Below are 22,405 nucleotides of genomic sequence, written 5' to 3' on the forward strand. Positions count from 1 at the left end.
TTGTGACCATGGATGTACAAACCCTGCGTGCCGAGGCCTTCAAGGCGCTGCACGAGCGCGATGGCGCCTTCGTCATCCCCAATCCCTGGGATGCGGGCTCCGCCAAGCTGTTGGCCAGCCTGGGCTTCGAGGCGCTGGCTACCACCAGTGCGGGATTGGCTTTCAGCCTCGGGCGGCCGGATGCCGAAGCGGCATTGAGCTTGGACGAGACGTTGGACAACGCCGGCGTGATCGTCGATGCCACAGCCTTGCCGGTGGCCGCCGACCTGGAAAACGGCTTCGGCGACCTGCCGGAGGACTGCGCGCAGACGATCCTGCGGGCCGCCGAAGCGGGTCTGGTTGGTGGTTCCATCGAAGATGCCAGTGGTCGCAGCGATGCACCTATCTACGATTTCGAACTGGCCGTGGCGCGTGTGCGTGCTGCGGTGCAGGCGGCGCGAAGCCTGCCATTCCCCTTCATGCTCTGTGCCCGCGCGGAAAACCTGCTGCATGGGCGCATGGATCTGGATGACACCATCTTGCGCCTGCAGGCCTACGCCGAAGCAGGTGCAGATGTGCTCTACGCACCGGGCTTGCGCAGTGTCGACGAAATTCGCGCAGTTGTGCAGGCAGTGGCGCCTAAACCGGTGAATGTGCTGATGGGGCTGGCCGGCGTGCCGTTGAGCGTCAACCAGTTGCAGGACCTGGGTGTGCGCCGCATCAGCGTGGGCTCCTCGCTCGCCCGTGCCGCGCTGGGAGCGTTCCAGCGAGCGGCACTGGAAATCCGCGATCAGGGCACGTTCAGCTATGGCGAGCAGGCTTTGCCGTTCGCTGAGCTCAACGACCTGTTCCGCCGCTGAGCAACGTGCGCGCACTGGCGCTGCTGTTCGGCCTGCTGGTCCTCGCAGGCGTGCTCTGGCATTCAGGCTGGCGCCTGCCGGATGCCTGGAACCCTTGGGCGGCGCTGGATGTGCGTCAGCCTCCCAACCTGCTGACCCCCTACAAACTGTCGCGTCTGCGTGATGACCCAGGTTTGTGTCGCGAAGCGCTGGAAGCCAGCCAATTGCGTTTCAAAGCCCAAGCCGACAGCCCTGCGACGGCCAAGTGCCCGTTGCAAAACGTGTGGCGCATCGAACAGGGCGATGCCCGCTTGAGCAGCAGCTTCCTGGCCAGCTGCCCGTTGGCGGTTGCCTATGCGCTGTTCGAGAACCACGGCCTGCAACCGGCGGCGCGGCGCGTGTTTGGTCAGGCCGTGACGCAAGTCGATCACTTGGGCAGTTTCGCCTGCCGCAACGTCTATAACCGCAAGCAAGGCCGGCTCAGCCAGCACGCCACGGCCAACGCCCTGGATATCAGCGGCTTTCGCCTGCAGGACGGTCAGCGCATCGTGCTGGCGCGGGACTGGCAAACCGGGGGACAGAAGGCGCAATTCCTGCGCGAGGTGCAGCAGGCTGCGTGCGAAAGTTTCAGCACGGTGCTTGGCCCGGATTACAATGCGGCGCACCACAATCACTTTCATCTGGACATGGGGCGCTGGCAGATCTGCCGTTGAACTCAGGCGTGCACGCGGACGTTGTTCAGCACCACCGGGCGCGCCCAGTGCAGGTCGAATTCCAGGTCGTTCTGCTGTTTGGCCAGGGTCGGTTCGTCGAACGGCTCCGGCGCAGGGTCGAGCAGGTTCATCTCGAATTCGGCGATGGGCAGATGCAGAGGGCGCGGAGAAGGTCCTGGGCCTGGCTCGGCGACAGGCTGGCCCTGGCTCATGACTACCGGGCGTAGCCAGCTGTTGCTGATATCGAGCTGGCGCTGTTGCTGGATCATCTCGGCGGCGCTGAAAGGCTCCGGGGCTGGCTCCAGCAGGTTGGCTTCGAGCTCGGCCTTGGGCAGGAACAATGGCTCGGGCGGTGCGACGATGGTGTCTTGCACTGGGCAGGCGCGCTGGGCGTCGATCAAAGCCAGTGCCCTGGCTCCGCCAACCGGTTCGCCGCTGTTCTGGTCGTACTGCACCAGCGCCTGGCTGACGCTGTCTGGCTCGACCGCTTGCTGCTCGGCCATGGCGCGGGCAAAGAAATCCTGCCACAGGTGGCTGACGCCCCCGAGTGCCTGGGTATTCTGCCGACCGTAGTTGCCGACGGGCGACAGGTAGGTCAAGCCGATGGGAAGAGTATCTGTCATGGCAGTCGCGCGCGTTGTGCTCTGGCAGAATAGCGGGATATTGCCTGTATCGGCCGTGGTCGATGATTCATTAAGGGCGTCATCAATTTTTTTCGAGTGCGGGACGTGATGGAAGAGCAAGAGCTGGGCACAGGGCTGAGGGTCGAGGCGCTGGCGCCGGAGTACGCGGAGCAGGCTGGCGCATGGGCTGAGCGGCTGAGCTTGCCGCTGAACGATGAGCGTGCCGGCTTTGCCGTGCAGATCGGCGCAGACGGGCTGCAGATCCAGCAGTTGGGGCCGCAGGCACCGGGGCCGGTGCGGGTCGATTTCGTCGAGGGCCAGGCGGCGCATCGGCGCCAGTTTGGCGGTGGCAATGGGCAGATGATCGCCAAGGCGGTCGGGATCGCTCAAGGCGTGCGGCCCCAGGTGCTGGATGCCACGGCCGGTTTGGGCAAGGACGCGTTCGTACTGGCCAGCCTGGGTTGCCAGATGACCCTGATCGAGCGTCAGCCGCTGATTGCGGCGTTGCTCGAAGACGGCCTGGCGCGGGCCAGCGCCGATCATGAAGTGGGGCCAATCGTCGCTCGCATGCGCTTGTTCACTGGCAATGCCATAGAGCGCATGCGCGCCTGGGAGGGCGAGCCGCCGCAGGTGATCTACCTCGACCCGATGTTCCCGCACCGTGACAAGAGCGCGTTGGTGAAGAAGGAGATGCGGGTGTTCCGGCCATTGGTCGGCGATGACCTGGATGCACCGGCGTTGCTGGAAGCGGCCCTGGCGCTGGCCAGCCACCGGGTGGTGGTGAAGCGGCCGCGCAAGGCGCCGATTATCGAGGGGCCGAAGCCTAGCCATAGCCTGGAAGGCAAGTCGAGCCGGTATGACATATATCCGAAGAAGGCCTTGAAGGCCTGATTCAGCCAGTTCTGGCCTCTTCGCGGGGCAAGCCCGCTCCCACAGGGTTTCGCACCCAGTCTGTGGGAGCGGGCTTGCCCCGCGAAGAGGCCTGCACATTCAGCCAAAAAATCAGGCCTTGAACGCCCGAACAAACACCCCCACCACCTCGCGCACATGCGCCTCAGCCTCATCCCCCTCAAGCGGCCCCGCACAGCCCAGCAACAACCGATAATCCGGCGCCCCTTTGACCAGGCAGAAGAAGTGCTCGGCCGCCCGCAGCGGATTGTCGATGCGCAGCAATCCCCGCTCGGCTACCCCGCGCAACAGCGCTTCCATCCCCGCCAGCACGCGCTTCGGGCCAGCCTCATAGAAGAACTCGCCAAACCCCGGATCCTGACTCCCCAGCGCCATGATCAGGCGGCTCAGCTTGACCGCTTCATCACTGCTGATCAGTGCCTGAAAGCCCCGGGCGATATTGAGCAGCACGTCTTCCACAGGCGCGCCCTCAGGGTACTCGAACATCAGGTCCGGCAACTGGTTCTGGCAGGTCGCCATGACCGCCGAGCCGAACAGCGTCTGCTTGTCGGTGAAGTGGCTGTACACCGTGAGTTTTGAAACACCTGCCGCCGCAGCGACCGCATCCATGCTGGTGTTGGCATAGCCAAGGCTGAGGAACAGCGTCTTGGCCGCTTCGAGGATCGCCTCGCGCTTGGCCAGGTCCTTGGGGCGACCTGGGCCGCTGGGTGCGTCGTTGGGCATGGGAGTCCGCATCTGGGTGAGGGGCGCACATCTTACCGGGTCGGCGGCTTTCCGGCGTCAGAGAATGGCCCATGGCTAATGTTGATTTTCTTTCCGACGCTGGCTTCCCGGCTTCGGTTCCCTGACTTAATATACTCGCCAGTATAAATATTCGATGCGCTCGTCGCGAAAGGATTCATCATGTTGCGTCATGCCTTGTCCCTCGCCCTGCCTGCCGCTGCCGTGCTGTTCCTGGCAGCCTGCGGCCAGGAAGCCACCGCCCCGGCGGCGCCGCGCCCGGCGCTGGTGGTCCAGCCGCAGCCAGCCGCAGCGGCTGCCGACAGCTATCCAGGCGAGGTGCGCGCGCGCCTGGAGCCGGAGCTTGCGTTCCGCATTGCGGGCAAGGTCAGCAAGCGCCTGGTCGAGGAGGGGCAGCGGGTCAAGGCCGAGCAGCCCCTGGCAGAGCTCGACCCGCAGGACGTGCGCCTGCAACTGGAAGCCAACCGCGCGCAACTGGCCGCCGCCGAGGCCAACCTGGCGCTGGTGCGCGCCGAGCGCGACCGCTACCAGAAGCTGCTCGACCGGCAGATGGTCAGCCACTCTCTCTACGACAATGCGGAAAACCTCTACCGTGCCGGCTTGGCGCGGCTGAAGCAGGCCAAGGCCGAATTCGACGTGGCCGGCAACCAGGCTGAATACGCCGTGCTGCGTGCGCCCCAGGCCGGAGTAATTGCCAAGCGTCAGGTCGAGGTCGGTCAGGTGGTCGCTGCAGGGCAGACGGTGTTCACCCTTGCCGCCGACGGCGAGCGGGAAGTGGTCATTGGCCTGCCAGAGCAGCAGTTTGCCCGCTTCGCTGTGGGCCAGGAGGTCAGCGTCGAGCTGTGGTCACATGGCAACGAGCGCTTCCCGGGGCGCATCCGTGAGCTGTCGCCGGCGGCCGACCCGCGCTCACGCACGTTCGCCGCGCGCATCGCCTTCACCTCGGCCAAGGTGCCTGCGGACATTGGCCAGAGCGCACGCGTGTTCATCGCCCACGATGGGCTGATCCCCTTGGCCGTGCCGCTGTCGGCGGTCACTGCCGAGAACGGCCAGGCCTATGTCTGGCGTGTCAACCCGGAGCGACGCCTTGAGCGTGTCACGGTGCGCCTGGGGGCTTATGGCACGGACAGTGTGCCGGTGCTGGAAGGGTTGAACCCTGGCGACTGGGTGGTCGCCGCTGGCGGCCATGTGCTGCGCGAAGGGCAGGAGGTGCGACCTGTGGATCGCACCAACCGTGTGGTGAACCTGACGGCCAAGGAGTAAGTCCCGATGGGTTTCAACCTTTCCGCCTGGGCGCTGCGCAATCGCCAGATCGTACTGTTCCTGATGATCCTGCTGGCTGCCATTGGCGCCATGTCCTACACCAAACTCGGCCAGAGCGAAGACCCGCCGTTCACCTTCAAGGCCATGGTCATTCGTACTCTGTGGCCGGGTGCCACGGCCGAGGAAGTTTCGCGCCAGGTCACCGAACGCATCGAGAAGAAGCTGATGGAAACCGGCGAGTACGAGAAGATCGTCTCGTTCTCGCGCCCCGGCGAATCGCAGGTGACCTTCATGGCCCGCGATTCGCTGCATTCCAAGGACATCCCCGAGCTGTGGTATCAGATCCGCAAGAAAGTCGCGGACATTCGCCACACCTTGCCTCCAGAGATCCAGGGGCCGTTCTTCAATGACGAGTTCGGCACCACTTTCGGCAATATCTATGCGCTGACCGGCGCCGGTTTCGACTACGCGGTGCTCAAGGATTACGCCGACCGCATCCAGATCCAGCTGCAGCGGGTCAAGGACGTGGGCAAGGTCGAACTGGTCGGCCTGCAGGACGAGAAAATCTGGATCGAACTGTCCAACCTCAAGCTGGCCACCCTCGGCGTGCCGTTGCAGGCCGTGCAGCAAGCCCTGCGTGAGCAGAACGCGGTGAGCACTGCCGGATTCTTCGAAACCCCCAGCGAGCGCTTGCAGTTGAGGGTCAGCGGGCAGTTCGACAGCGTCGAGCAGATTCGCCAGTTCCCCATCCGCGTCGGTGATCGCACGTTCCGCATCGGTGACGTCGCCGACGTGCACCGGGGTTTCAACGACCCGCCCGCGCCGCGCATGCGCTTCATGGGCGAGGACGCCATCGGCCTGGCCGTGTCGATGAAGGACGGCGGTGACATCCTGGTGCTGGGCAAGGCCCTGGAGGGTGAGTTCGAGCGCTTGGCGCGCAACCTGCCAGCCGGCATGGAACTGCGCAAGGTGTCCGACCAGCCGGCGGCGGTCAAGGCGGGCGTCGGCGAGTTCGTCCAGGTGCTGGTCGAGGCGCTGATCATCGTGCTGCTGGTGAGCTTCTTCTCGCTGGGCCTGCGCACCGGCCTGGTGGTGGCCCTGGCCATCCCGCTGGTGCTGGCCATGACGTTTGCCGCCATGCACTACTTCGGCATCGGCCTGCACAAGATTTCGCTCGGCGCGCTGGTGCTGGCCCTGGGCCTGCTGGTGGACGACGCGATCATTGCCGTGGAGATGATGGCGATCAAGATGGAGCAGGGCTACGACCGGTTCAAGGCGGCCAGCTACGCCTGGACCAGCACGGCGTTCCCGATGCTCACCGGCACCTTGATCACCGCCGCAGGCTTTTTGCCGATTGCCACGGCGGCGTCGAGCACCGGCGAATACACCCGCTCGATCTTCCAGGTGGTGACCATCGCGCTGCTGACCTCGTGGGTCGCGGCAGTGGTGTTCGTCCCTTACTTGGGTGAACGGCTGCTGCCGGATCTGGCCAAGTTGCATGCCAAGCGTCACGGCAGCGACGGGCAGGCCCCAGACCCTTATGCCACGCCTTTCTACCAGCGTGTGCGGCGGGTGGTGGAATGGTGCGTGCGGCGACGCAAGACTGTCATCCTGCTGACCATCGCGGCTTTCGTCGGCAGCATCCTGTTGTTCCGCTTCGTGCCTCAGCAATTCTTCCCAGCCTCCGGGCGCCCGGAGCTGATGGTCGACCTCAAGCTGGCCGAAGGGGCATCGCTGGCCAACACCGCCGAGCGGGTCAAGCAACTGGAGGCGCTGCTCAAGCAGCAGGAAGGCATCGACAACTATGTGGCGTATGTCGGCACTGGCTCGCCACGTTTCTACCTACCCCTCGACCAACAACTGCCCGCTGCCAGCTTCGCCCAGTTCGTGGTGCTGGCCAAATCGATGGAGGACCGCGAACGCCTGCGCAGCTGGCTGATTAGCACCGTCGATCAGCAGTTCCCCGACCTGCGCGCGCGCGTCACGCGCCTGGAAAACGGCCCGCCCGTGGGCTACCCGGTGCAGTTCAGGGTAACCGGCGAGCATATCGAAAAAGCCCGCGCCCTGGCCCGTGAAGTGGCGGACAAGGTGCGTGAAAACCCGCATGTGGTGAACGTCCATCTGGACTGGGAAGAGCCGAGCAAGGCAGTGTTCCTGACGATCGACCAGGACCGCGCCCGCGCCTTGGGCGTCAGCACCGCGCACTTGTCCAGCTTCCTGCAAAGCTCGCTGACCGGCACTACGGTCAGCCAATACCGCGAGGACAACGAGCTGATCGAGATCCTCCTGCGTGGCACGCAGAAGGAGCGCGGTGAACTGGGCAGCCTCGGCAGCCTGGCGCTGCCCACCGACAATGGCCAGAGCGTGGCGCTGTCGCAGGTCGCGACTCTGGAATATGGCTTCGAGGAAGGCATCATCTGGCATCGCAACCGCCTGCCGACGGTGACCGTGCGCGCCGACATCTACGACAAGCAGCAGCCGGCGACCCTGGTGCGGCAGATCGAACCGACCTTGAGTGAAATCAAGGCCAGGCTGCCGGATGGCTACCTGCTGGAAGTGGGCGGCACCGTCGAGGATTCCGAGCGCGGGCAGAAGTCGGTGAATGCCGGCATGCCGCTGTTCATCGTGGTGGTGTTGAGCTTGCTGATGATCCAGCTGCGCAGTTTCTCGCGCACGGTGATGGTGTTCCTCACCGCGCCACTGGGGCTGATCGGCGTAACGCTGTTCCTGCTGGTGTTCCGCCAGCCATTCGGCTTCGTCGCCATGCTCGGGACCATTGCCCTGGCGGGGATGATCATGCGCAACTCGGTGATCCTGGTGGACCAGATCGAACAGGACATCGCTTCGGGGCTGGACCGTTGGCAGGCCATCATCGAAGCCACGGTGCGGCGCTTCCGGCCGATCGTGCTGACCGCGCTGGCGGCGGTGCTGGCGATGATTCCGCTGTCGCGCAGCGTGTTCTACGGGCCGATGGCGGTGGCGATCATGGGCGGATTGATCGTGGCCACGGTGTTGACGCTACTGTTCCTGCCGGCGTTGTATGCGGCGTGGTTCCGGGTCAAGAAAGGCTGAAGATTGCAGGGGAGGGCGTTGCCCTCCATTCGCGGGCGGTCCGACGTCTCGGCAAGCCCGCTCCCACAGGATCACCTCGAGCCTGAGGTGGTGAGGTCCCTGTGGGAGCGGGCTTGTCCCGCGAATGGGGCGCAAAGCGCCCCCCAGGCCATCAAAGAGTGCCGAACACCTTCTTGGCCAGGCTGGTAGCTGCCTGGGCCGGGTTCTGGCGAATGCCCTGCTCCTGCTTGGCGATCATTTCGAACAGGCCATCCAGGGCCTTTTCGGTCACATAGCTTTCGACGTTGGCGCTCTTCGCGTCACCCAACCCCAGGGCTGAGGCCTGCCCGGCAAAGCTGTTGTACTGCTGAACCACGCCCACCTTGTCGGTCGCCGCCTTGACGATCGGCAGGAACTTGGCGCGAATCTGCTCGCGGCTGCTCTTGTTCAGGTACTGGGTGGCCGAATCATCGCCGCCGCTGAGGATGCCCTTGGCATCGGTCACGCTCATGTTCTTCACCGCATCCACCAGGATCGCCTGGGCTTGCGGTACCGCCGCCTCGGCAGCCTTGTTCATGCTGTCTTCCAGGGCCGTGACCTGGTCACCCTTGCCAAACATTTTCATGGCCTTGGCGGCCTTGCCGAGGTTGCCCGGCAATTCGATACGCACGTCCGGGTTGTTGCTGAATCCACCTGGGGTGCTCAGTTGCTTGACGGCGACCTGTGCACCTTGGGTGAGGGCGTCTTTCAGGCCGCCGGTGGCGTCCTTCTGGGTCAGGTCGCCCAGCGACAGGGCCAGGGCGCTGGCGGACAGCAGCAGGCCGGCGCACAGGGTGGTGAAGCGCAGGGAGGAGCGAATCATGAAATGTTCCCTTTCAACAGAAGTAGGCGGATGTCAGCGTACGGGATCGACTTTGATCCGTACCGGCTGTGCGTCGCTGCCATCGAGCTTGACGCCGTGGTGTTCGGTGTTGATGAACAGCAGCTTGCCGTCCAGTTCGATGCGCGCGCTCACCGCGTAGCGGTGGCCGGGCTTGACCTGGGCGGGGTCGTAGGTGAGGTGGAACGGCAGCGGTACGTTGCCTTTGACCGGGCCGGCCTGGCGCGCCAGGGTCACGGCGGGGGCGTCCATCAGCGACACGTCCTGCAGTTCCACGCTCAGGGTGGCGGCGGGCGGCAGGGCGATGCGCTGCAGGTAGAAGACTTCGCCATCCAGGGTTGCCTGGGTCGACGGGGTAGGGCTGGAACAGGCTGCGAGCAGGGATGCGCAACACAGCATAACGAGCTTTTTCATGGAATCTCCGGTGTCCGTAGGGCTGGCTTGTGGCCAACCCCCCGGACTTTAGCGGATTTTCCTGGGCAGGTGGTTAAACCATGAGGTTGCCGCCGTGGATACCGTCAACAACGGTCTGGACCTTCTCGACTTCAACCAGATACGTGCCTACGCCTGGTTCCACCGTGTAGCTATTGGTGTTGATGTACATCAGTTGCCCGTCATTCTCGATGCGCGCTGCGATGGCATATTCGCGTTTCTGGTCGATCTGGCTCCAGTCAAAGGGCAGCGGCAGGATGATCGGGAAGTTGGTTCCCCAGCGCAGATTGAGTTCGGTGACAGGGATGGACGGAGCATCCGCTCGCGAAACATCAAGCAAACTTAATTTGACCAGGCCCGCCGACGGAGTGGTGTCGTCCGAGCAGGTGATCTCGACGGTAAACGATTTGATGTCTGGCATATTGCAGTCCTTGAAAGGGATAGGTGGGGTGCAGCAGGTTGGTCCCTTTCAAGGACTGGAGGCAGGCTGAAAACCTACCCCTGTACGATGTCCACCGGCTCATCACGGTGCAGTGCCACCTGGCGGATCGACAGGCGCAGCTCGGCCGACAGCACGCGCTTGGCCACGCCTTCGGCAAGTTCCCCCAGCTTGTCGTGATAACCCAGCTTGCCATTGTCGTCCGGGCGCAACACACCCTGTTCGATCAAGGTCTGGATGAAGTGGCGGAACAGGGTCTTGTCGAAGAACTCCGGCGCATTGAGACCGTGCAGGATCGACAGGCGTTGAGCCATCATCACGCACAGGTCCTCCAGCGCTTCCGCGCTGAGCGTGTTCTGCCCACTGTTGAGCAGCAATGAAGTCGCCATGTAGAAGCGTTGCAGGGTTTGGGTGATGGTGCGGGCCAGCAGGGTCAGCAGGACGAACTGGCGCGAGCTCGGTGCTGGCCGTATGTAATTGTCGTTTTCCTGGCGCAGCAGGCCCTGTTCGACCAGCGCCGCCAGCCACTGGTCGATCACCTCGTCCAGCTGCTCTGGCGCCCAGCGCAGGAACAGCTCGGCCTGCAGGTACGGATAGAGCGCGTGCACGTACTGGCCAAGCAGTTCACGACTCATCCGCGAGCTGCTGTGGAAGAAGCTCGCCAGCAACGCCGGCAAGGCAAAGATGTGCAGCACGTTGTTGCGGTAATACGTCATCAGTACCGCGTTGGCTTCATCCAGGTAGAGAATGCGGCCGAGGGCGTCCTTCTGCTCGGCCAGCAGGTCCATCCCCCTGACGTGTTCGATCAGGCTTTTGCCGTCACCGTCGGGCAAGGTGGTGTGTTCGGAGTAGGGCACTTTGCGCAGCAACGCCAGGTACAGGTCGAGCACGCGGGTCAGGGCGCTTTCGTCCAGCGCCAGGCGGCTGGTGGACAGCAGCGCCAGGGCCACCAGGTTGACCGGGTTGACCGCCGCCGCCTCGTTGAGGTGGCGGGCCACGGTTTCGCCCAGGCGCGTGGTGGTTTCGTTGAGCCAGGCCGGGCGGTACTGCGGGCCCAGTTCCTGCTCGCGCCAACCGGGTTGCTGCTGGTCGAGGAAGCCCGCCAGGCGGATCGGCTCGCCAAAGTTGACGTAGACCTGGCCGAAGCGCTGCTTCAGGGCCCCGATGACCTTGAAGATGTCGAAGATCGATTCTTTCTTCTTGCTGGCCCCGCGCAGTTCACCCAGGTAGGTGCGGCCTTCGAGCACCCGCTCGTAGCCGATGTACACCGGCACGAAGACGATTGGCGTGCGCGACGAGCGCAGGAAGCTGCGCAGGGTGATCGCCAGCATCCCGGTACGTGGCTGCAGCATGCGCCCGGTGCGTGAGCGCCCACCCTCGACGAAGTACTCGACCGGGAAGCCCTTGGTGAACAAGGTGTGCAGGTATTCATTGAACACCGCGGTGTACAGCGGGTTGCCCTTGAACGTGCGGCGCATGAAGAAAGCGCCGCCCCGGCGCAGCAGGCCGCCGATCACCGGCATGTTGAGGTTGATGCCGGCGGCGATGTGCGGCGGCGTCAGGCCATTGCGGAACAGCAGGTAGGACAGCAGCAGGTAGTCGATGTGGCTGCGGTGGCAGGGCACGTAGATCACCTCGTGACCCGGTGCGATGCCCTGCACCTGCTCGATGTGGTTGACCTTGATACCGTCGTAGATCTTGTTCCAGAACCAGCTGAGCACCACTTCGAGGAAGCGGATGGCGGTATAGGTGTAGTCCGAGGCGATCTCGTTGCCGTAGCGCAGGGCCTGCGCCTCGGCCTTGGCCAGCGGTATGTTCTCGCGCTGCGCTTCGTCGCTGATGGCCTGACGCACCATCGGCGCATGCACCAGGCCTTTGACCAGGTTGCGTCGATGCGAGATGTCGGGGCCGATGACCGCGGTCTTGAGATTGCGGAAATGCACGCGCATCAGGCGCTGGGCCATGCGCACGGTACGTTCATGGCCTTTGTTGTGCTGCACCAGCTCGCGTACGTGGATGGGTGCGGAGAACTGCACGCGGGTCTTGCGCCCGAGGATCAGGATGGTCAACAGCCGGCGCAGGCGCCCGGTGACTGCCCAGCTGTCGGCGAACAGCAGCTTCCAGGGGCTGGATTCGCTGGCCGGGGTCTGGCCCCAGAACACACTGACCGGGATGATCTGCGCGTCTTCTTCGGGGTGCTGGCTGACCGCGCCGATAACCCGCTCCAGGGTTGGCGGCGCGCCGCGCTTGTCGTGGCGGCCGAGCCAGTCGGGGTCGGGGGTGAGGTAGAAGAAGCCGGCAGGTTCGTGCAGTGAGCCGACTGCCACCGGCAATACCGGTCGCGGCAGCCCCGCTTTGGTGCACTCGTGGTCGAGCACGGCCAGGTCGGTGAGCGATGGCGAAGGCAGGGCGTAGAACACCGGGCGGCTGCGGTCGAGCTGCAGGCGCATGGCGGACTGGTTGATGGTCTCGGAGCGCACCCACAGATACAACAGGCGACGCAGAGCGCCGAAGATCAGGCGGCGCAGGGGAGAACGGGTCATGGGGTGTGTGCCCTGAGGAGAATTATTAGTGAGTGTGCAATCAGTTAGTCTGCCGTATCTGCGTAAGTTCAGCAAAAACCTGCAAATGGCGCGGCGGTCATGAAAAATCTTTGTTCTGTGTCATATACTCGGCCTGCCCCTTGCAGGAAATTTCGGCAAGCGGCGTCGGCACAGGGAGGAAACCTTGTGTCTGCAAGGCGATCTTCACAATAAAAATCCGGAGTAGTTCAGATGTCGTCTCGTGAGACTGGGAATGTAAAGTGGTTCAACGATGCCAAGGGCTTTGGCTTCATTCAGCGCGAAGGTGGTGCGGATGTGTTCGTCCACTATCGGGCGATCCGCGGTGAGGGGCATCGTACCCTGGTCGAAGGGCAGCGGGTCGAGTACTCCTGCGTGCAGGGCCAGAAGGGCCTGCAGGCTGAGGACGTGGTAGGGCTCTGAGCCTCATGTGATAAGCCTCAAGCTGCAAGTTGACCGTGTGACTTGCAGCCTGATGCATACCCTTTTCAGCTAGTGCGCCAGGTGATTTCCTCTTCACCGTCGGCGCTGATGCGGACCCAACGGTCGGCATCTTCCTCGCCATCTTCCTCGACCCAGCCACCCGGTGCACAGCGCACTTCGACGCCCAGTGCGGCGAACGCGGCGCGGGCGCATGCAATGTCGTCGTCCCAAGGAGTCTGGTCGCTTTCCAGGTACAGGCTGTTCCATTTCCCTACAGCCTTGGGTAACCAAGTGACCGGAATGTTACCGGCCTTGCATTTGAAGGTCTGGCCTTTCTGCTGCCATTCGCTGCACGGGCCGACCGCTTCGCCCAACCATTGGGCAATCTGCTTGTGGTCGACGTCGGCGTCCTTCAGGTAAATCTCGATATCAGGTTGGCGCATAAGGGCTCCGGGTGTGCTCAGGCTTGGCGCACGAAATAGTCATAACGCATGGAAACCGTGACCTCGAATGGCTCGGGCTGGTCGATCACCTGGGCGCGCTTCTCGGCGCTGGCACGCCAGCCGTGCGGGGTCATCGCCAGCAGGTCGGCGCGGGCCTTGGGCGCGGCCAGGCTCAGGCGGAACTCGAGGGTTTCGCCGTGGGCGTGGACCATGCCCTCCGGGACCAGCGCCAGGTGTTTGTCGTCGGCATAGGGGCGTACTTCATCGTAGAGCACTTCGCGCAGCTCCATCAGGTGGCCGCTGGTCGGCCCCACCCGCATCAAACCGCCGCCCGGGCTGAGCAGGCGCTTGGCCTCGGCCCAGTCCAGCGGGCTGAACACGCTGGCGATGAACTGGCAACTGGCGTCGGCCAGCGGCACGCGGGCCATGCTGGCGACCATCCAGGTGACCGCAGGGTCACGCCGGCAGGCACGTTTGACGGCTTCGCGCGAGATGTCCAGGGCATAGCCGTCAGCCTGTGGCAGCGCCTGGGCCAGTTGCGCGGTGTAATAACCTTCGCCGCAGCCGATGTCGAGCCAGGCACCGGGCTGGCGTTCGGCGGCCAGCTGCGCCAGGCGGCGGGCCACCGGGGCGTAGTGGCCGGCGTCGAGAAAGTCGCGGCGGGCTTCGACCATGGCCTGGTTGTCGCCCGGGTCGCGGCTGTTCTTGTGCTGCACCGGCAGCAGGTTCAGGTAACCCTGTCGGGCACGGTCGAAGCGGTGGCCGGCCGGGCACACCACGCCGTTGTCGAGCCGCGTCAGGGCTGACTGGCAAATTGGGCAGGCGAGCATCAGGCGAGCAACCGGACCAGGGTCTGGTAGTAGATTTCGGTCAGCAGGTCGAGGTCGCTGGCCAGGATGCGTTCGTCGACCTGGTGAATGGTCGCATTGACCGGGCCCAGCTCGACCACCTGAGTACCCATGGTGGCGATGAAGCGGCCGTCCGAGGTGCCGCCGCTGGTGGACGCGTGGGTCTCGCGGCCGGTAACGCCCTTGATGCTCGCCGACACGGCATCGAGCAGTTCACCCGGTTCGGTGAGGAAGGGCAGGCCCGACAGTGCCCAGTCGATCGACCAGTCCAGCTGGTGCTTGTCGAGAATGGCCGACACCCGTGCCTGCAGGCCTTCGACCGTCGACTCGGTGGAGAAGCGGAAGTTGAACAGCGCGGTCAGGTCGCCCGGTACTACGTTGGTGGCCCCGGTGCCGGAATTGAGGTTGGAGATCTGGAAGCTGGTCGGCGGGAAGAACGCGTTGCCTTCGTCCCAGTGCTCGGCGGCCAGCTCCGCCAGTGCTGGCGCGGCCAGGTGGATCGGGTTGCGCGCCAGGTGCGGGTAGGCCACGTGGCCCTGTTTGCCGCGTACGGTCAGCTTGGCGCCGAGCGAGCCACGGCGGCCGTTCTTGACCACGTCACCGAGCAAGGTGGTGCTCGACGGTTCGCCGACGATGCACCAGTCCAGGCGCTCGTTGCGCGCGACCAGGCGCTCGACCACCGCCTTGGTGCCGTGATGGGCCGGGCCTTCTTCGTCGCTGGTGATCAGGAAGGCGACCTTGCCGCGGTGGTTCGGATAGTCCTGCACGAAGCGCTCGCTGGCCACCACCATGCAGGCCAGGCTGCCTTTCATGTCGGCCGCGCCGCGGCCGCAGAGCATGCCGTCGGCATCGATCAGCGCCTCGAACGGCTCATGCTGCCACTGCTGCACCGGGCCGGTGGGGACCACGTCGGTGTGGCCGGCGAAGCACAGCACCGGGCCTTCCTGGCTGCCATGGGTGGCCCAGAAGTTGTCGACGTCCTCGATGCGCATCGGTTCGAGCTGGAAGCCCACGGCGCCCAGACGATTCATCATCTGCGCCTGGCAGTCGGCATCGACGGGGGTGACCGAGGGGCGACGGATCAGGTCGCAGGCCAGTTGAAGGGTAGGCGAGAGCTCGGCTGGGGCCGTCATGGGGAACTCCGGGGCAAGGCAAGGCGGAAAAACGAGGGCGTTATCTTATATCAAACGGTGACAGTGTTCACGGGCCTCTTCGCGGGGCTAGCCCGCTCCCACAGAGACACCACAGTGCTTGAAACTGGTGCAAATCTGTGGGAGCGGGCTTGCCCCGCGAATGGGCCGCACAGCGGCCCCGACTAGTTCAAGCCTGTTGCGGCTCTGCAGCTTTCTCCACCGGCTTGGGCAGTGAAGACAGAAACGCCATCACCAATGCCGCCAGGTACGGCAGCGACTGCACCAGCAGCATGACCACCCAGAAGCGCATGTCCGAGCTCGGCAGCCCTTGCACCAGGTAGATGCCGGCCGCAGCGCCCCACAGCAGCAGCATGATGAACAACTCTTCCCGTGCTTCGGAAATCGCCACCAGCAACCCGTGGCTGTCTGCATTCTTCGGTGTGCGGAAAAACGGCATGCTGCTGGTGAAGAACCCGTACAGCACCGCCTTGGCGATGGTGTGCGACAGCGCCAGCCCCGCCAACGCAGCAGCGAAGGCATCCTTGAGGTTGACCCCCACCGCCCGGCGGTAGAGGAAGATGATCTTGCCGACCTTGAAGAAGAACAGCGCGAGCGGCGGGATGGCGAAGATCATCAGCGGCGGGTCGACCCGGTGCGGCACGATGATCATCGCCGCCGACCACAGCAGTGCGCCGACGGTGAAGAAAATGTTCATGCCATCGGCGACCCACGGCAGCCAGCCGGCCAGGAAGTGATAGCGCTGGCCACGGGTCAGCTCGCTGCCCTTGCCGCGCAGCAGAGCGGCGGCGTGGTGCTTGATGATCTGGATGGCGCCGTACGCCCAGCGGAAACGCTGCTTCTTGAAGTCGATGAAGGTGTCGGGCATCAGGCCCTTGCCATAGCTGTTGTGGGCGTAGGCGGCCGACAGGCCTTTCTCGAACACGCGCAAGCCCAGCTCGGCATCTTCGCAGATGCACCACTCGGCCCAGCCCAGCTCTTGCAGCACGCTGCGTCGGGTCATGGTCATGGTGCCGTGCTGGATGATCGCGTCACGGTCGTTGCGGGTGACCATGCCGATATGGAAGAAGCCCTTGTACTCGCTATAGCAGAGCTTCTTGAAGGCGCTTTCGTGTTGGTCGCGGTAGTCCTGGGGCGACTGCACCACGGCGATTTTCGGGTCGGCGAAGTGCGGCACCATGTGCTTGAGCCAGTTGCGGTCGACGCAGTAGTCCGAGTCGATCACTGCGATCACTTCGGCATCCTTGGCGGTGTGCGGCAGCAGGTAGTTCAGTGCCCCGCCCTTGAAGCCGGCGAGCGGCGCGACGTGGAAAAACTTGAAGCGTTCGCCGAGTTTCTCGCAGTGGGCCTTGAGCGGCTCCCACACGGCCGGGTCCTTGGTGTTGTTGTCGATCACCAGCACTTCGTAATCGGGATAGTCCAGCGCGGCGAGTGCGTCGAGGGTCTGTTTGACCATTTCCGGCGGTTCGTTGTAGCACGGTACATGCACCGAGACCTTGGGGCGGTAGGCGCTGTCGCCTTGCACTGGCAGGAACTCCCGGCGGCGCTTGTGTATCCACACGGCCTCGGCCAGCTCGTGGGCTTCGGTGAGCAGCACGATGAATACCCCGAGTGCACCGAGCGCCAGCAATACGCCCACGGTCAGGCTGAACCAGGTGCTGTATTGCTGGCTGTAGTCGTAGGCGATCCACACCAGTACCGACCCGCACAGGAAGGTAATGAAGGTCAGGAACGTACGCCCGCGCTGGCGCAGGGCCGAGCCGTCGATGAACAGCACCATCAGCGCAACCACCGCCAGCACCACAGAGGCCACCGCCAGGGCGCGCCACTGCGGAATTGCCACCACGGGGCCTTCGAAATTGAATTTTTGCTGGCGCTCGGCGTTGTACACGCCCCAGTAGGCGCCTACCGAGCCTTCGTCACTGGCCTTCCAGGGCTGGTCATAAGCTTCGATGACGAAATAGTTGTAGCCGCGCCGGTTGAGGGTGTTGACCAAAGTCCGCAGGTAGATGGCCTGGTCGGCCTGGGTGGCGTCGGCGCCACCGCGCATGCGGCCATTGCTCGGCCAGCCGACTTCCGAAAGCAACAGCGGTTTACGCGGGAACTGCTGCTTGAGTTCCCGCGCGCGGTCGAGCACGAATTCGACCGAATCCTTCATTGGCACGAATTCCCAATAGGGCAGGATGTGCGCGGCAATCAGGTCGACATGCTGGCCAATTTCCGGATTTTCTTTCCAGATGTGCCATTGCTCACTGGTAGTGACCGGCACCTTGACCGCTGCGCGTACCCGGTCGAGGTACTTGATCAGGTTCTCGGGGGTGACCTCTTCACGGAACAATGCCTCGTTGCCGACCACTACTCGCACCACGCTGCGCGAGGTATTGGCCAGCTGGATGGCCGTAGCGATTTCCCGCTCGTTGCGCTCCAGGTCCGGGCTGATCCAGATGCCCAGCGTCACCCGCAAGCCAAACTCTTCAGCAAGGCGCGGAATGTTCGCCTGAGTGCCCTCCACGGTGTAGATACGCACGCTGTCGGTCAGTTTGCTCAACTGCTCCAGGTCCTGGCGCATCTCGTCATCACTGGGGTACTGGCCTTTCTGCGGGCTCTCGCCCAGACGGAACGGCGAATAGGAAAACCCCGATATCTGCTCGGGCCAGGCGGGGGCGGACACCGGGCGATTGACCAGCGCCCAGAACCCGGTGAACAACGCGGCGATGGCCAGAACCACTACCAGGTTCAAGCCGAATTTTCGTGAAGACATGGTCGTCCAAATCTGAATAGCGATAGGACATTAAAGCAGGGTTCGTAGTCTCTTTCCTAACGATGGAGGCCGTGCGCCCACTGGCCTATAATGCGTGCCGGTTTTTTGAGGTATGAGCATGAGCACAGAAGATCCACGCTTCGCCGGCGTCGCCCGGCTCTATGGCGACCAGGGGCTGCAGCGCCTGAGCCAGGCCCATGTGGCGGTCGTCGGCATCGGCGGGGTCGGCTCGTGGGCGGCCGAGGCACTGGCACGCAGTGGCGTGGGCGAGATTACCCTGTTCGATCTGGATGACGTCTGTGTCAGCAACACCAATCGCCAGGCCCATGCGCTGGAAGGCCAGGTAGGGCGGCCGAAAGTCGAGGTGATGGCCGAGCGCTTGCGGGCGATCAACCCCGCGTGCACGGTGCATGCCGTGGCCGATTTCGTCACCCGCGAGACCATGGCCGAGTACATCACCGAACAGATGGATGCAGTGATCGACTGTATCGACAGCGTGATGGCCAAGGCCGCGCTGATCGCCTGGTGCAAGCGCCGCAAGATTGCCGTGGTGACCACCGGCGGCGCTGGGGGGCAGATCGACCCGACGCAGATCCAGGTCGGCGACCTCAACAAGACCTTCAACGACCCGCTGGCGTCACGCGTGCGCTCGACCTTGCGCCGTGATTACAACTTCTCCCGTAACGTCAGCCGCAATTATGGCGTGCCGTGCGTGTTCTCCAGCGAACAGCTGCGCTACCCCAAGGGTGATGGCAGCGTGTGCCTGCAGAAGAGCTTCGTCGGTGAGGGCGTGCGCCTGGATTGTTCGGGGGGCTTTGGCGCGGTGATGATGGTCACCGCGACCTTTGGCATGGTGGCGGCCAGCAAGGCGATCGAAAAACTGGTGGCCGGCGCACGGCGGCCGTCGGAGCGGGTCAAGCCTGAGTAAGGCGTGGGATCAGCGGTGAGCCCTTCGCGGGGCAAGCCCGCTCCCACACAGACCCTGCCAAACCGGAAAGTAGCGAGGTGCCTGTGGGAGCGGGCTTGCCCCGCGAAGCATTCACCACCTATTCAACTGACTGAAACCAGCTCCGCCATCCGCTGCAACACCGCATGCAGCCCATTGCTGCGCGATGGCGACAATTGCCGCTCCAGCCCCAGCCGGGTAAACCACTCCCGCACATCCAGCTGTGCCAGTTGCTTGCTGTCGAGCCCTTGCACCCGCACCAACAACAACGCCAACAGCCCACGCAACAACCGCGCATCGCTGCCGGCCTTGAACCGCCATTGCCCCTCGCGCTGCTCAGCCACCAGCCACACCAGGCTTTCACAGCCGTGAACGCGATTGCTTTCGGACTTTTCCGCATCGCTCAGCGGTTCCAGACGATCACCCATCTGCATCAGCAGCCGCGCACGCTGTTCCCAGCCGCGGGCCTGCTCGAAATGCTCCAGCGCTTCCTGGGCGAGGAGGGACAGGCTCACCGCAGCAACTCCAGACCTTGATCGAGAGCGTCAAAGAAGCGCTGCAGGTCGTCGCTGTCATTGTACAGCCCCAGCGACACCCGAATAGCGCCCTCCAACCCAAGCCCTTTGAGCAACGGCATGGCGCAGTGATGGCCGGCACGCACGGCGATGCCTTGCTCGGTCAGCAGATGAGCGATATCGGCGTTGTGCACGCCCTCGATGACGAAACTGGCCAGGGCCGCCTGCGGTGTGCCCAGCACCCGCACGCCTTCACGGTCAGCCAGCCCGCGCAGCAGGTGCTGATGCAGGCTGGATTCGTGGTTTTCGACTGCCAACGCATCGAGGCTGGCCAGATAATCGAGGGTCGCCCCCAGGCCGATGATCCCGGCGATCGGTGGTGTGCCCGCCTCGAATCCCAGCGGGGCGGGGCGGAAGCTGGCGCTCTGATAGTCAGCCAGTTGCACCATCTCACCGCCGAACTGCCAATGGCGCAGCAGCGCCAGCGCCTGAGGTCGACCATAAAGTACGCCGACCCCTTCCGGGCCGTACAGCTTGTGGCTGGAGAACACGTAAAAGTCACAACCCAACTGCTGCACATCGTGGCGGCCGTGCACAACCCCTTGGGCGCCATCGACCACAGTCAGTGCGCCCTGGGCGCGGGCATGGGCCAGCAAGGCCGGCAGGGGTTGCCAGGTGCCGAGCACGTTGGACAACTGGCTGACCGCCAGCACCCTTGTGCGAGGGCCAATCAGTTGCAGGGCGGCGTTGAGGTCGATGCTGCCAAGTGCGTTCACCGGCAGCACCACCAGGCGCAAATTGCGCCGCTGTGCCAGTTGCTGCCAGGGCAGCAGGTTGGCGTGGTGCTCCAGAGCGCTGACAGCAATTTCGTCCCCGGCCTCGAAGCGATGTTCCAGGCCGTAGGCCAGCAGGTTCAGCGCCGAGGTAGCGCCGTGGGTGAAGATGATCTGCTGCGATTGCGCGGCATTGAGCCAGGCAGCAACCTTGTCGCGGCTGGTTTCGAACGCCTGGGTCGCCATCGCGCCGGGCAAGTGCTGTGCACGGTGCACGTTGGCCGCACCGTGGCCGTAGTAGTGGCTCAGGGCATCGATCAGAGCCTGGGGCTTCTGGGTGGTGGCGGCGCTGTCCAGGTAGGTCTGGTGCTGCCGTTGCAGGGCGGCGATGGCGGGGAAGTCGGCACGCCAGGGGGAGGGCTGGAACATGATCACGGGGCCTGGAATGAAAATCGGGTCTGGCGTGAGTGCGCCAGACCCGATCTTAACACTTCGAACCCGCGGGGAGTTCTCAGTTGTGGGCGTGCAGCGCCTCGTTCAGCTCGATCGCCGATTTGTGCGTCTTGCACTCGACGGCACCGTTCAGCGAGTTGCGGCGGAACAGCAGGTCGGTCTGGCCGGCCAGGTCACGGGCCTTGACCACTTTCACCAGCTCGTTGTGCTCGTCGAGCAGGTTCACCTTGGTGCCAGCGGTGATGTACAGGCCGGCTTCGACGGTGTTGCGGTCGCCCAGCGGAATGCCGATACCGGCGTTGGCACCGATCAGGCAGCCTTCGCCGACCTTGATGACGATGTTGCCGCCGCCGGACAGGGTGCCCATGGTCGAGCAACCGCCACCCAGGTCCGAGCCCTTGCCGACGAACACGCCCGCCGAAACGCGGCCTTCGATCATGCCAGGGCCTTCGGTGCCGGCGTTAAAGTTGACGAAGCCTTCGTGCATGATGGTGGTGCCTTCGCCGATGTAGGCGCCCAGACGCACACGGGCGGTGTCGGCGATGCGCACGCCGGCTGGGACCACGTAGTCGGTCATCTTCGGGAACTTGTCCACCGAGAACACTTCCAGCAGCTCGCCCTTCAGGCGCGCTTCCAATTGCAGCTCGGCCAGCTCGGCCAGGTCGACCGCGCCCTGGTTGGTCCAGGCGACGTTCGGCAGCAGCGGGAAGATACCGGCCAGGCTCAGGCCATGCGGCTTGACCAGGCGGTGCGACAGCAGGTGCAGCTTGAGGTAGGCCTCTGGCGTCGAGCTCAGGGCAGAGTCTTCGGCCAGCAGGGTGGCAACCAGCGGCTTGTGGCTTTCGGCCAGGCGGGTCAGCAGGGCGGCTTGGGCGGCATCGACGCCTTTCAGGGCTTCGGCCAGTTGCGCGGCTTGGCCGTTGCTGAAGCTGATCGCCTGGTTGCCGCCTTCATAGCCGAGGATCGGCGCAACGGCGGCGACCAGCTCGGCGCTCGGCTTGAGCAGCGGTTGTGCGTAGAACACTTCCAGCCAGGTGCCCTGGCGGTTCTGGGAGCCGACACCGAAGGCCAGGCTGAACAGGGTATTGGACATGTGATTACCTCGTGCGAAATAGGGTAGGGGCTCAGGCCAGCGCGGCGGCGTACAGGTCTTGCTTGAAGCCGACCAGGGTGCGGGCGCCAAGGTCGAGCACCGGGCGCTTGATCATCGACGGTTGGGCCAGCATCAGTTCGACGGCTTTGGCCTGGTCGAGGTCGGCTTTGCTGGCGTCGTCGAGCTTGCGGAACGTGGTGCCGGCACGGTTGAGGATGACTTCCCAGCCGTGTTCGTCGCACCAGCGGTTCAGGCTGTCACGGTCGATGCCTTGGGTCTTGTAGTCGTGGAATTCGTAGGCGATGGCTTTGTCTTCGAGCCAGGTCCGCGCCTTTTTCATGGTGTCGCAGGCTTTGATGCCATAAATGGTGTAGGTCATTGAATTTATAGGAATAGGCGTTTTTTCCAAAACCTCTTCCGCTATCTCCCCAAAATGAATCGCTGGATTATGCGACATCGTTCCCGCCAGCGCCACGGCTGTTGCCGTTCCCTTCGGCCACAGGGGCCAAACGGTGCCCCGGGCAGACGCTGTGCGCATCCGCAAAGCGTGGGCTAAGCTCAATGGCCGT

At 64.1% G+C, this 22,405-nt stretch carries 21 protein-coding genes; 7 read left to right on the forward strand and 14 right to left on the reverse strand.

All coding sequences use genetic code 11. From position 1 onward, the window contains the following. Window positions 1–8: 8 nt before the first annotated feature. Both ACIPZF_RS21610 and ACIPZF_RS21615 read left to right on the forward strand, forming a co-directional pair. On the forward strand, window positions 9–839 hold the full coding sequence (locus tag ACIPZF_RS21610) for an oxaloacetate decarboxylase (RefSeq protein ID WP_400802997.1): 831 nt from the start codon (window positions 9–11) through the stop codon (window positions 837–839). 5 nt (window positions 840–844) lie between these two features. Next, a complete protein-coding gene (locus ACIPZF_RS21615; protein ID WP_400802999.1) occupies window positions 845–1,531 on the forward strand; it encodes an extensin family protein in 687 nt (228 codons plus the stop codon). A gap of 2 nt (window positions 1,532–1,533) precedes the next feature. Here ACIPZF_RS21615 and ACIPZF_RS21620 read toward each other — a convergent pair whose 3' ends face one another. Continuing rightward, window positions 1,534–2,154, reverse strand: coding sequence for an energy transducer TonB (locus ACIPZF_RS21620; RefSeq protein ID WP_400803002.1), 621 nt, complete (start codon window positions 2,152–2,154; stop codon window positions 1,534–1,536). Window positions 2,155–2,262: 108 nt separating this feature from the next. Here ACIPZF_RS21620 and ACIPZF_RS21625 point away from each other — a divergent pair, with 108 nt between their 5' ends. Next, the gene (locus ACIPZF_RS21625; RefSeq protein WP_400803077.1) at window positions 2,263–3,045 is read left to right on the forward strand and encodes a class I SAM-dependent methyltransferase; all 783 of its coding nucleotides are present in this window, start codon (window positions 2,263–2,265) and stop codon (window positions 3,043–3,045) included. Between the two features lie 111 nt (window positions 3,046–3,156). On the opposite strand, the gene ACIPZF_RS21630 is transcribed toward ACIPZF_RS21625, so the two are convergent. Continuing rightward, window positions 3,157–3,798 (reverse strand): TetR/AcrR family transcriptional regulator, encoded by a 642-nt coding sequence (locus ACIPZF_RS21630; protein WP_400803004.1) that lies wholly within the window; start codon window positions 3,796–3,798, stop codon window positions 3,157–3,159. Between the two features lie 168 nt (window positions 3,799–3,966). On the opposite strand from ACIPZF_RS21630, the gene ACIPZF_RS21635 reads away from it, so the two are divergent. Together ACIPZF_RS21635 and ACIPZF_RS21640 are read left to right on the forward strand one after the other, a co-directional pair. Next, window positions 3,967–5,067: an efflux RND transporter periplasmic adaptor subunit gene (locus ACIPZF_RS21635; RefSeq protein WP_400803007.1), complete on the forward strand. Its 1,101-nt coding sequence runs from the start codon at window positions 3,967–3,969 to the stop codon at window positions 5,065–5,067. Between the two features lie 6 nt (window positions 5,068–5,073). Continuing rightward, the gene (locus ACIPZF_RS21640; protein ID WP_400803008.1) at window positions 5,074–8,139 is read left to right on the forward strand and encodes an efflux RND transporter permease subunit; all 3,066 of its coding nucleotides are present in this window, start codon (window positions 5,074–5,076) and stop codon (window positions 8,137–8,139) included. Between the two features lie 151 nt (window positions 8,140–8,290). Here the strand turns inward: ACIPZF_RS21640 and ACIPZF_RS21645 are convergent, their stop codons facing one another. The 4 genes from ACIPZF_RS21645 to plsB all read right to left on the reverse strand — a co-directional run bounded on the left by ACIPZF_RS21645 (window position 8,291) and on the right by plsB (window position 12,412). Further along, window positions 8,291–8,980: a DUF4197 domain-containing protein gene (locus ACIPZF_RS21645; RefSeq protein WP_400803011.1), complete on the reverse strand. Its 690-nt coding sequence runs from the start codon at window positions 8,978–8,980 to the stop codon at window positions 8,291–8,293. 33 nt (window positions 8,981–9,013) lie between these two features. Beyond that, window positions 9,014–9,412 carry a YbaY family lipoprotein gene (locus ACIPZF_RS21650; protein WP_400803014.1) on the reverse strand — a complete coding sequence of 133 codons (399 nt, stop codon included), beginning with the start codon at window positions 9,410–9,412 and terminating at the stop codon, window positions 9,014–9,016. A 73-nt stretch (window positions 9,413–9,485) separates the two neighbouring features. Continuing rightward, window positions 9,486–9,851 carry a YbaY family lipoprotein gene (locus ACIPZF_RS21655; protein ID WP_400803015.1) on the reverse strand — a complete coding sequence of 122 codons (366 nt, stop codon included), beginning with the start codon at window positions 9,849–9,851 and terminating at the stop codon, window positions 9,486–9,488. 74 nt (window positions 9,852–9,925) lie between these two features. After that, a complete protein-coding gene (gene plsB / locus ACIPZF_RS21660; protein ID WP_400803018.1) occupies window positions 9,926–12,412 on the reverse strand; it encodes a glycerol-3-phosphate 1-O-acyltransferase PlsB in 2,487 nt (828 codons plus the stop codon). 231 nt (window positions 12,413–12,643) lie between these two features. Between plsB and ACIPZF_RS21665 the strand changes: the two genes are divergently transcribed. Further along, complete coding sequence (locus tag ACIPZF_RS21665) at window positions 12,644–12,853, forward strand: cold-shock protein (protein WP_012315914.1); 210 nt, start codon at window positions 12,644–12,646, stop codon at window positions 12,851–12,853. Window positions 12,854–12,918: 65 nt separating this feature from the next. On the opposite strand, the gene ACIPZF_RS21670 is transcribed toward ACIPZF_RS21665, so the two are convergent. The 4 genes from ACIPZF_RS21670 to ACIPZF_RS21685 form a co-directional block, all read right to left on the reverse strand. Further along, window positions 12,919–13,296, reverse strand: coding sequence for a hypothetical protein (locus tag ACIPZF_RS21670; RefSeq protein WP_400803020.1), 378 nt, complete (start codon window positions 13,294–13,296; stop codon window positions 12,919–12,921). A gap of 17 nt (window positions 13,297–13,313) precedes the next feature. Next, a complete protein-coding gene (locus tag ACIPZF_RS21675) occupies window positions 13,314–14,126 on the reverse strand; it encodes a putative RNA methyltransferase (protein WP_400803021.1) in 813 nt (270 codons plus the stop codon). Continuing rightward, window positions 14,126–15,277 (reverse strand): succinyl-diaminopimelate desuccinylase, encoded by a 1,152-nt coding sequence (gene dapE / locus ACIPZF_RS21680; RefSeq protein WP_400803023.1) that lies wholly within the window; start codon window positions 15,275–15,277, stop codon window positions 14,126–14,128. Before dapE ends, ACIPZF_RS21675 begins: the two co-directional genes overlap by 1 nt. 187 nt (window positions 15,278–15,464) lie before the next feature. Beyond that, window positions 15,465–18,056 (reverse strand): glycosyltransferase, encoded by a 2,592-nt coding sequence (locus ACIPZF_RS21685; protein ID WP_400803025.1) that lies wholly within the window; start codon window positions 18,054–18,056, stop codon window positions 15,465–15,467. 118 nt (window positions 18,057–18,174) lie between these two features. Here ACIPZF_RS21685 and tcdA point away from each other — a divergent pair, with 118 nt between their 5' ends. Then, the gene (gene tcdA / locus ACIPZF_RS21690; RefSeq protein ID WP_400803027.1) at window positions 18,175–18,984 is read left to right on the forward strand and encodes a tRNA cyclic N6-threonylcarbamoyladenosine(37) synthase TcdA; all 810 of its coding nucleotides are present in this window, start codon (window positions 18,175–18,177) and stop codon (window positions 18,982–18,984) included. Between the two features lie 122 nt (window positions 18,985–19,106). Here tcdA and ACIPZF_RS21695 read toward each other — a convergent pair whose 3' ends face one another. The 4 genes from ACIPZF_RS21695 to ACIPZF_RS21710 all read right to left on the reverse strand — a co-directional run bounded on the left by ACIPZF_RS21695 (window position 19,107) and on the right by ACIPZF_RS21710 (window position 22,215). Continuing rightward, window positions 19,107–19,517, reverse strand: a complete 411-nt coding sequence (locus tag ACIPZF_RS21695; protein WP_400803030.1) for a SufE family protein — start codon at window positions 19,515–19,517, stop codon at window positions 19,107–19,109. Then, window positions 19,514–20,719, reverse strand: coding sequence for a cysteine desulfurase (locus tag ACIPZF_RS21700; protein WP_400803032.1), 1,206 nt, complete (start codon window positions 20,717–20,719; stop codon window positions 19,514–19,516). Before ACIPZF_RS21700 ends, ACIPZF_RS21695 begins: the two co-directional genes overlap by 4 nt. Window positions 20,720–20,801: 82 nt before the next feature. Then, on the reverse strand, window positions 20,802–21,836 hold the full coding sequence (gene dapD, locus ACIPZF_RS21705; RefSeq protein WP_400803035.1) for a 2,3,4,5-tetrahydropyridine-2,6-dicarboxylate N-succinyltransferase: 1,035 nt from the start codon (window positions 21,834–21,836) through the stop codon (window positions 20,802–20,804). Between the two features lie 31 nt (window positions 21,837–21,867). Beyond that, window positions 21,868–22,215 (reverse strand): ArsC family reductase, encoded by a 348-nt coding sequence (locus tag ACIPZF_RS21710; RefSeq protein WP_400803037.1) that lies wholly within the window; start codon window positions 22,213–22,215, stop codon window positions 21,868–21,870. Window positions 22,216–22,405 lie beyond the last annotated feature (190 nt).

It is taken from the genome of Pseudomonas sp. NPDC089752, from assembly GCF_044748725.1.
Lineage (GTDB): Bacteria > Pseudomonadota > Gammaproteobacteria > Pseudomonadales > Pseudomonadaceae > Aquipseudomonas.

Bases quoted from the DNA above. Each gene is read 5' to 3' on its own strand.
- ACIPZF_RS21665 (WP_012315914.1), top strand. From the start codon at position 12,644: ATGTCGTCTCGTGAGACTGGGAATGTAAAGTGGTTCAACGATGCCAAG.
- ACIPZF_RS21670 (WP_400803020.1), bottom strand. From the start codon at position 13,296: ATGCGCCAACCTGATATCGAGATTTACCTGAAGGACGCCGACGTCGAC.
- ACIPZF_RS21655 (WP_400803015.1), bottom strand. From the start codon at position 9,851: ATGCCAGACATCAAATCGTTTACCGTCGAGATCACCTGCTCGGACGAC.
- ACIPZF_RS21650 (WP_400803014.1), bottom strand. From the start codon at position 9,412: ATGAAAAAGCTCGTTATGCTGTGTTGCGCATCCCTGCTCGCAGCCTGT.
- ACIPZF_RS21610 (WP_400802997.1), top strand. From the start codon at position 9: ATGGATGTACAAACCCTGCGTGCCGAGGCCTTCAAGGCGCTGCACGAG.
- ACIPZF_RS21640 (WP_400803008.1), top strand. From the start codon at position 5,074: ATGGGTTTCAACCTTTCCGCCTGGGCGCTGCGCAATCGCCAGATCGTA.
- ACIPZF_RS21710 (WP_400803037.1), bottom strand. From the start codon at position 22,215: ATGACCTACACCATTTATGGCATCAAAGCCTGCGACACCATGAAAAAG.
- ACIPZF_RS21675 (WP_400803021.1), bottom strand. From the start codon at position 14,126: ATGCTCGCCTGCCCAATTTGCCAGTCAGCCCTGACGCGGCTCGACAAC.
- ACIPZF_RS21625 (WP_400803077.1), top strand. From the start codon at position 2,263: ATGGAAGAGCAAGAGCTGGGCACAGGGCTGAGGGTCGAGGCGCTGGCG.
- dapE (WP_400803023.1), bottom strand. From the start codon at position 15,277: ATGACGGCCCCAGCCGAGCTCTCGCCTACCCTTCAACTGGCCTGCGAC.
- dapD (WP_400803035.1), bottom strand. From the start codon at position 21,836: ATGTCCAATACCCTGTTCAGCCTGGCCTTCGGTGTCGGCTCCCAGAAC.
- ACIPZF_RS21620 (WP_400803002.1), bottom strand. From the start codon at position 2,154: ATGACAGATACTCTTCCCATCGGCTTGACCTACCTGTCGCCCGTCGGC.
- ACIPZF_RS21700 (WP_400803032.1), bottom strand. From the start codon at position 20,719: ATGTTCCAGCCCTCCCCCTGGCGTGCCGACTTCCCCGCCATCGCCGCC.
- ACIPZF_RS21635 (WP_400803007.1), top strand. From the start codon at position 3,967: ATGTTGCGTCATGCCTTGTCCCTCGCCCTGCCTGCCGCTGCCGTGCTG.
- plsB (WP_400803018.1), bottom strand. From the start codon at position 12,412: ATGACCCGTTCTCCCCTGCGCCGCCTGATCTTCGGCGCTCTGCGTCGC.
- ACIPZF_RS21685 (WP_400803025.1), bottom strand. From the start codon at position 18,056: ATGTCTTCACGAAAATTCGGCTTGAACCTGGTAGTGGTTCTGGCCATC.
- tcdA (WP_400803027.1), top strand. From the start codon at position 18,175: ATGAGCACAGAAGATCCACGCTTCGCCGGCGTCGCCCGGCTCTATGGC.
- ACIPZF_RS21630 (WP_400803004.1), bottom strand. From the start codon at position 3,798: ATGCGGACTCCCATGCCCAACGACGCACCCAGCGGCCCAGGTCGCCCC.
- ACIPZF_RS21645 (WP_400803011.1), bottom strand. From the start codon at position 8,980: ATGATTCGCTCCTCCCTGCGCTTCACCACCCTGTGCGCCGGCCTGCTG.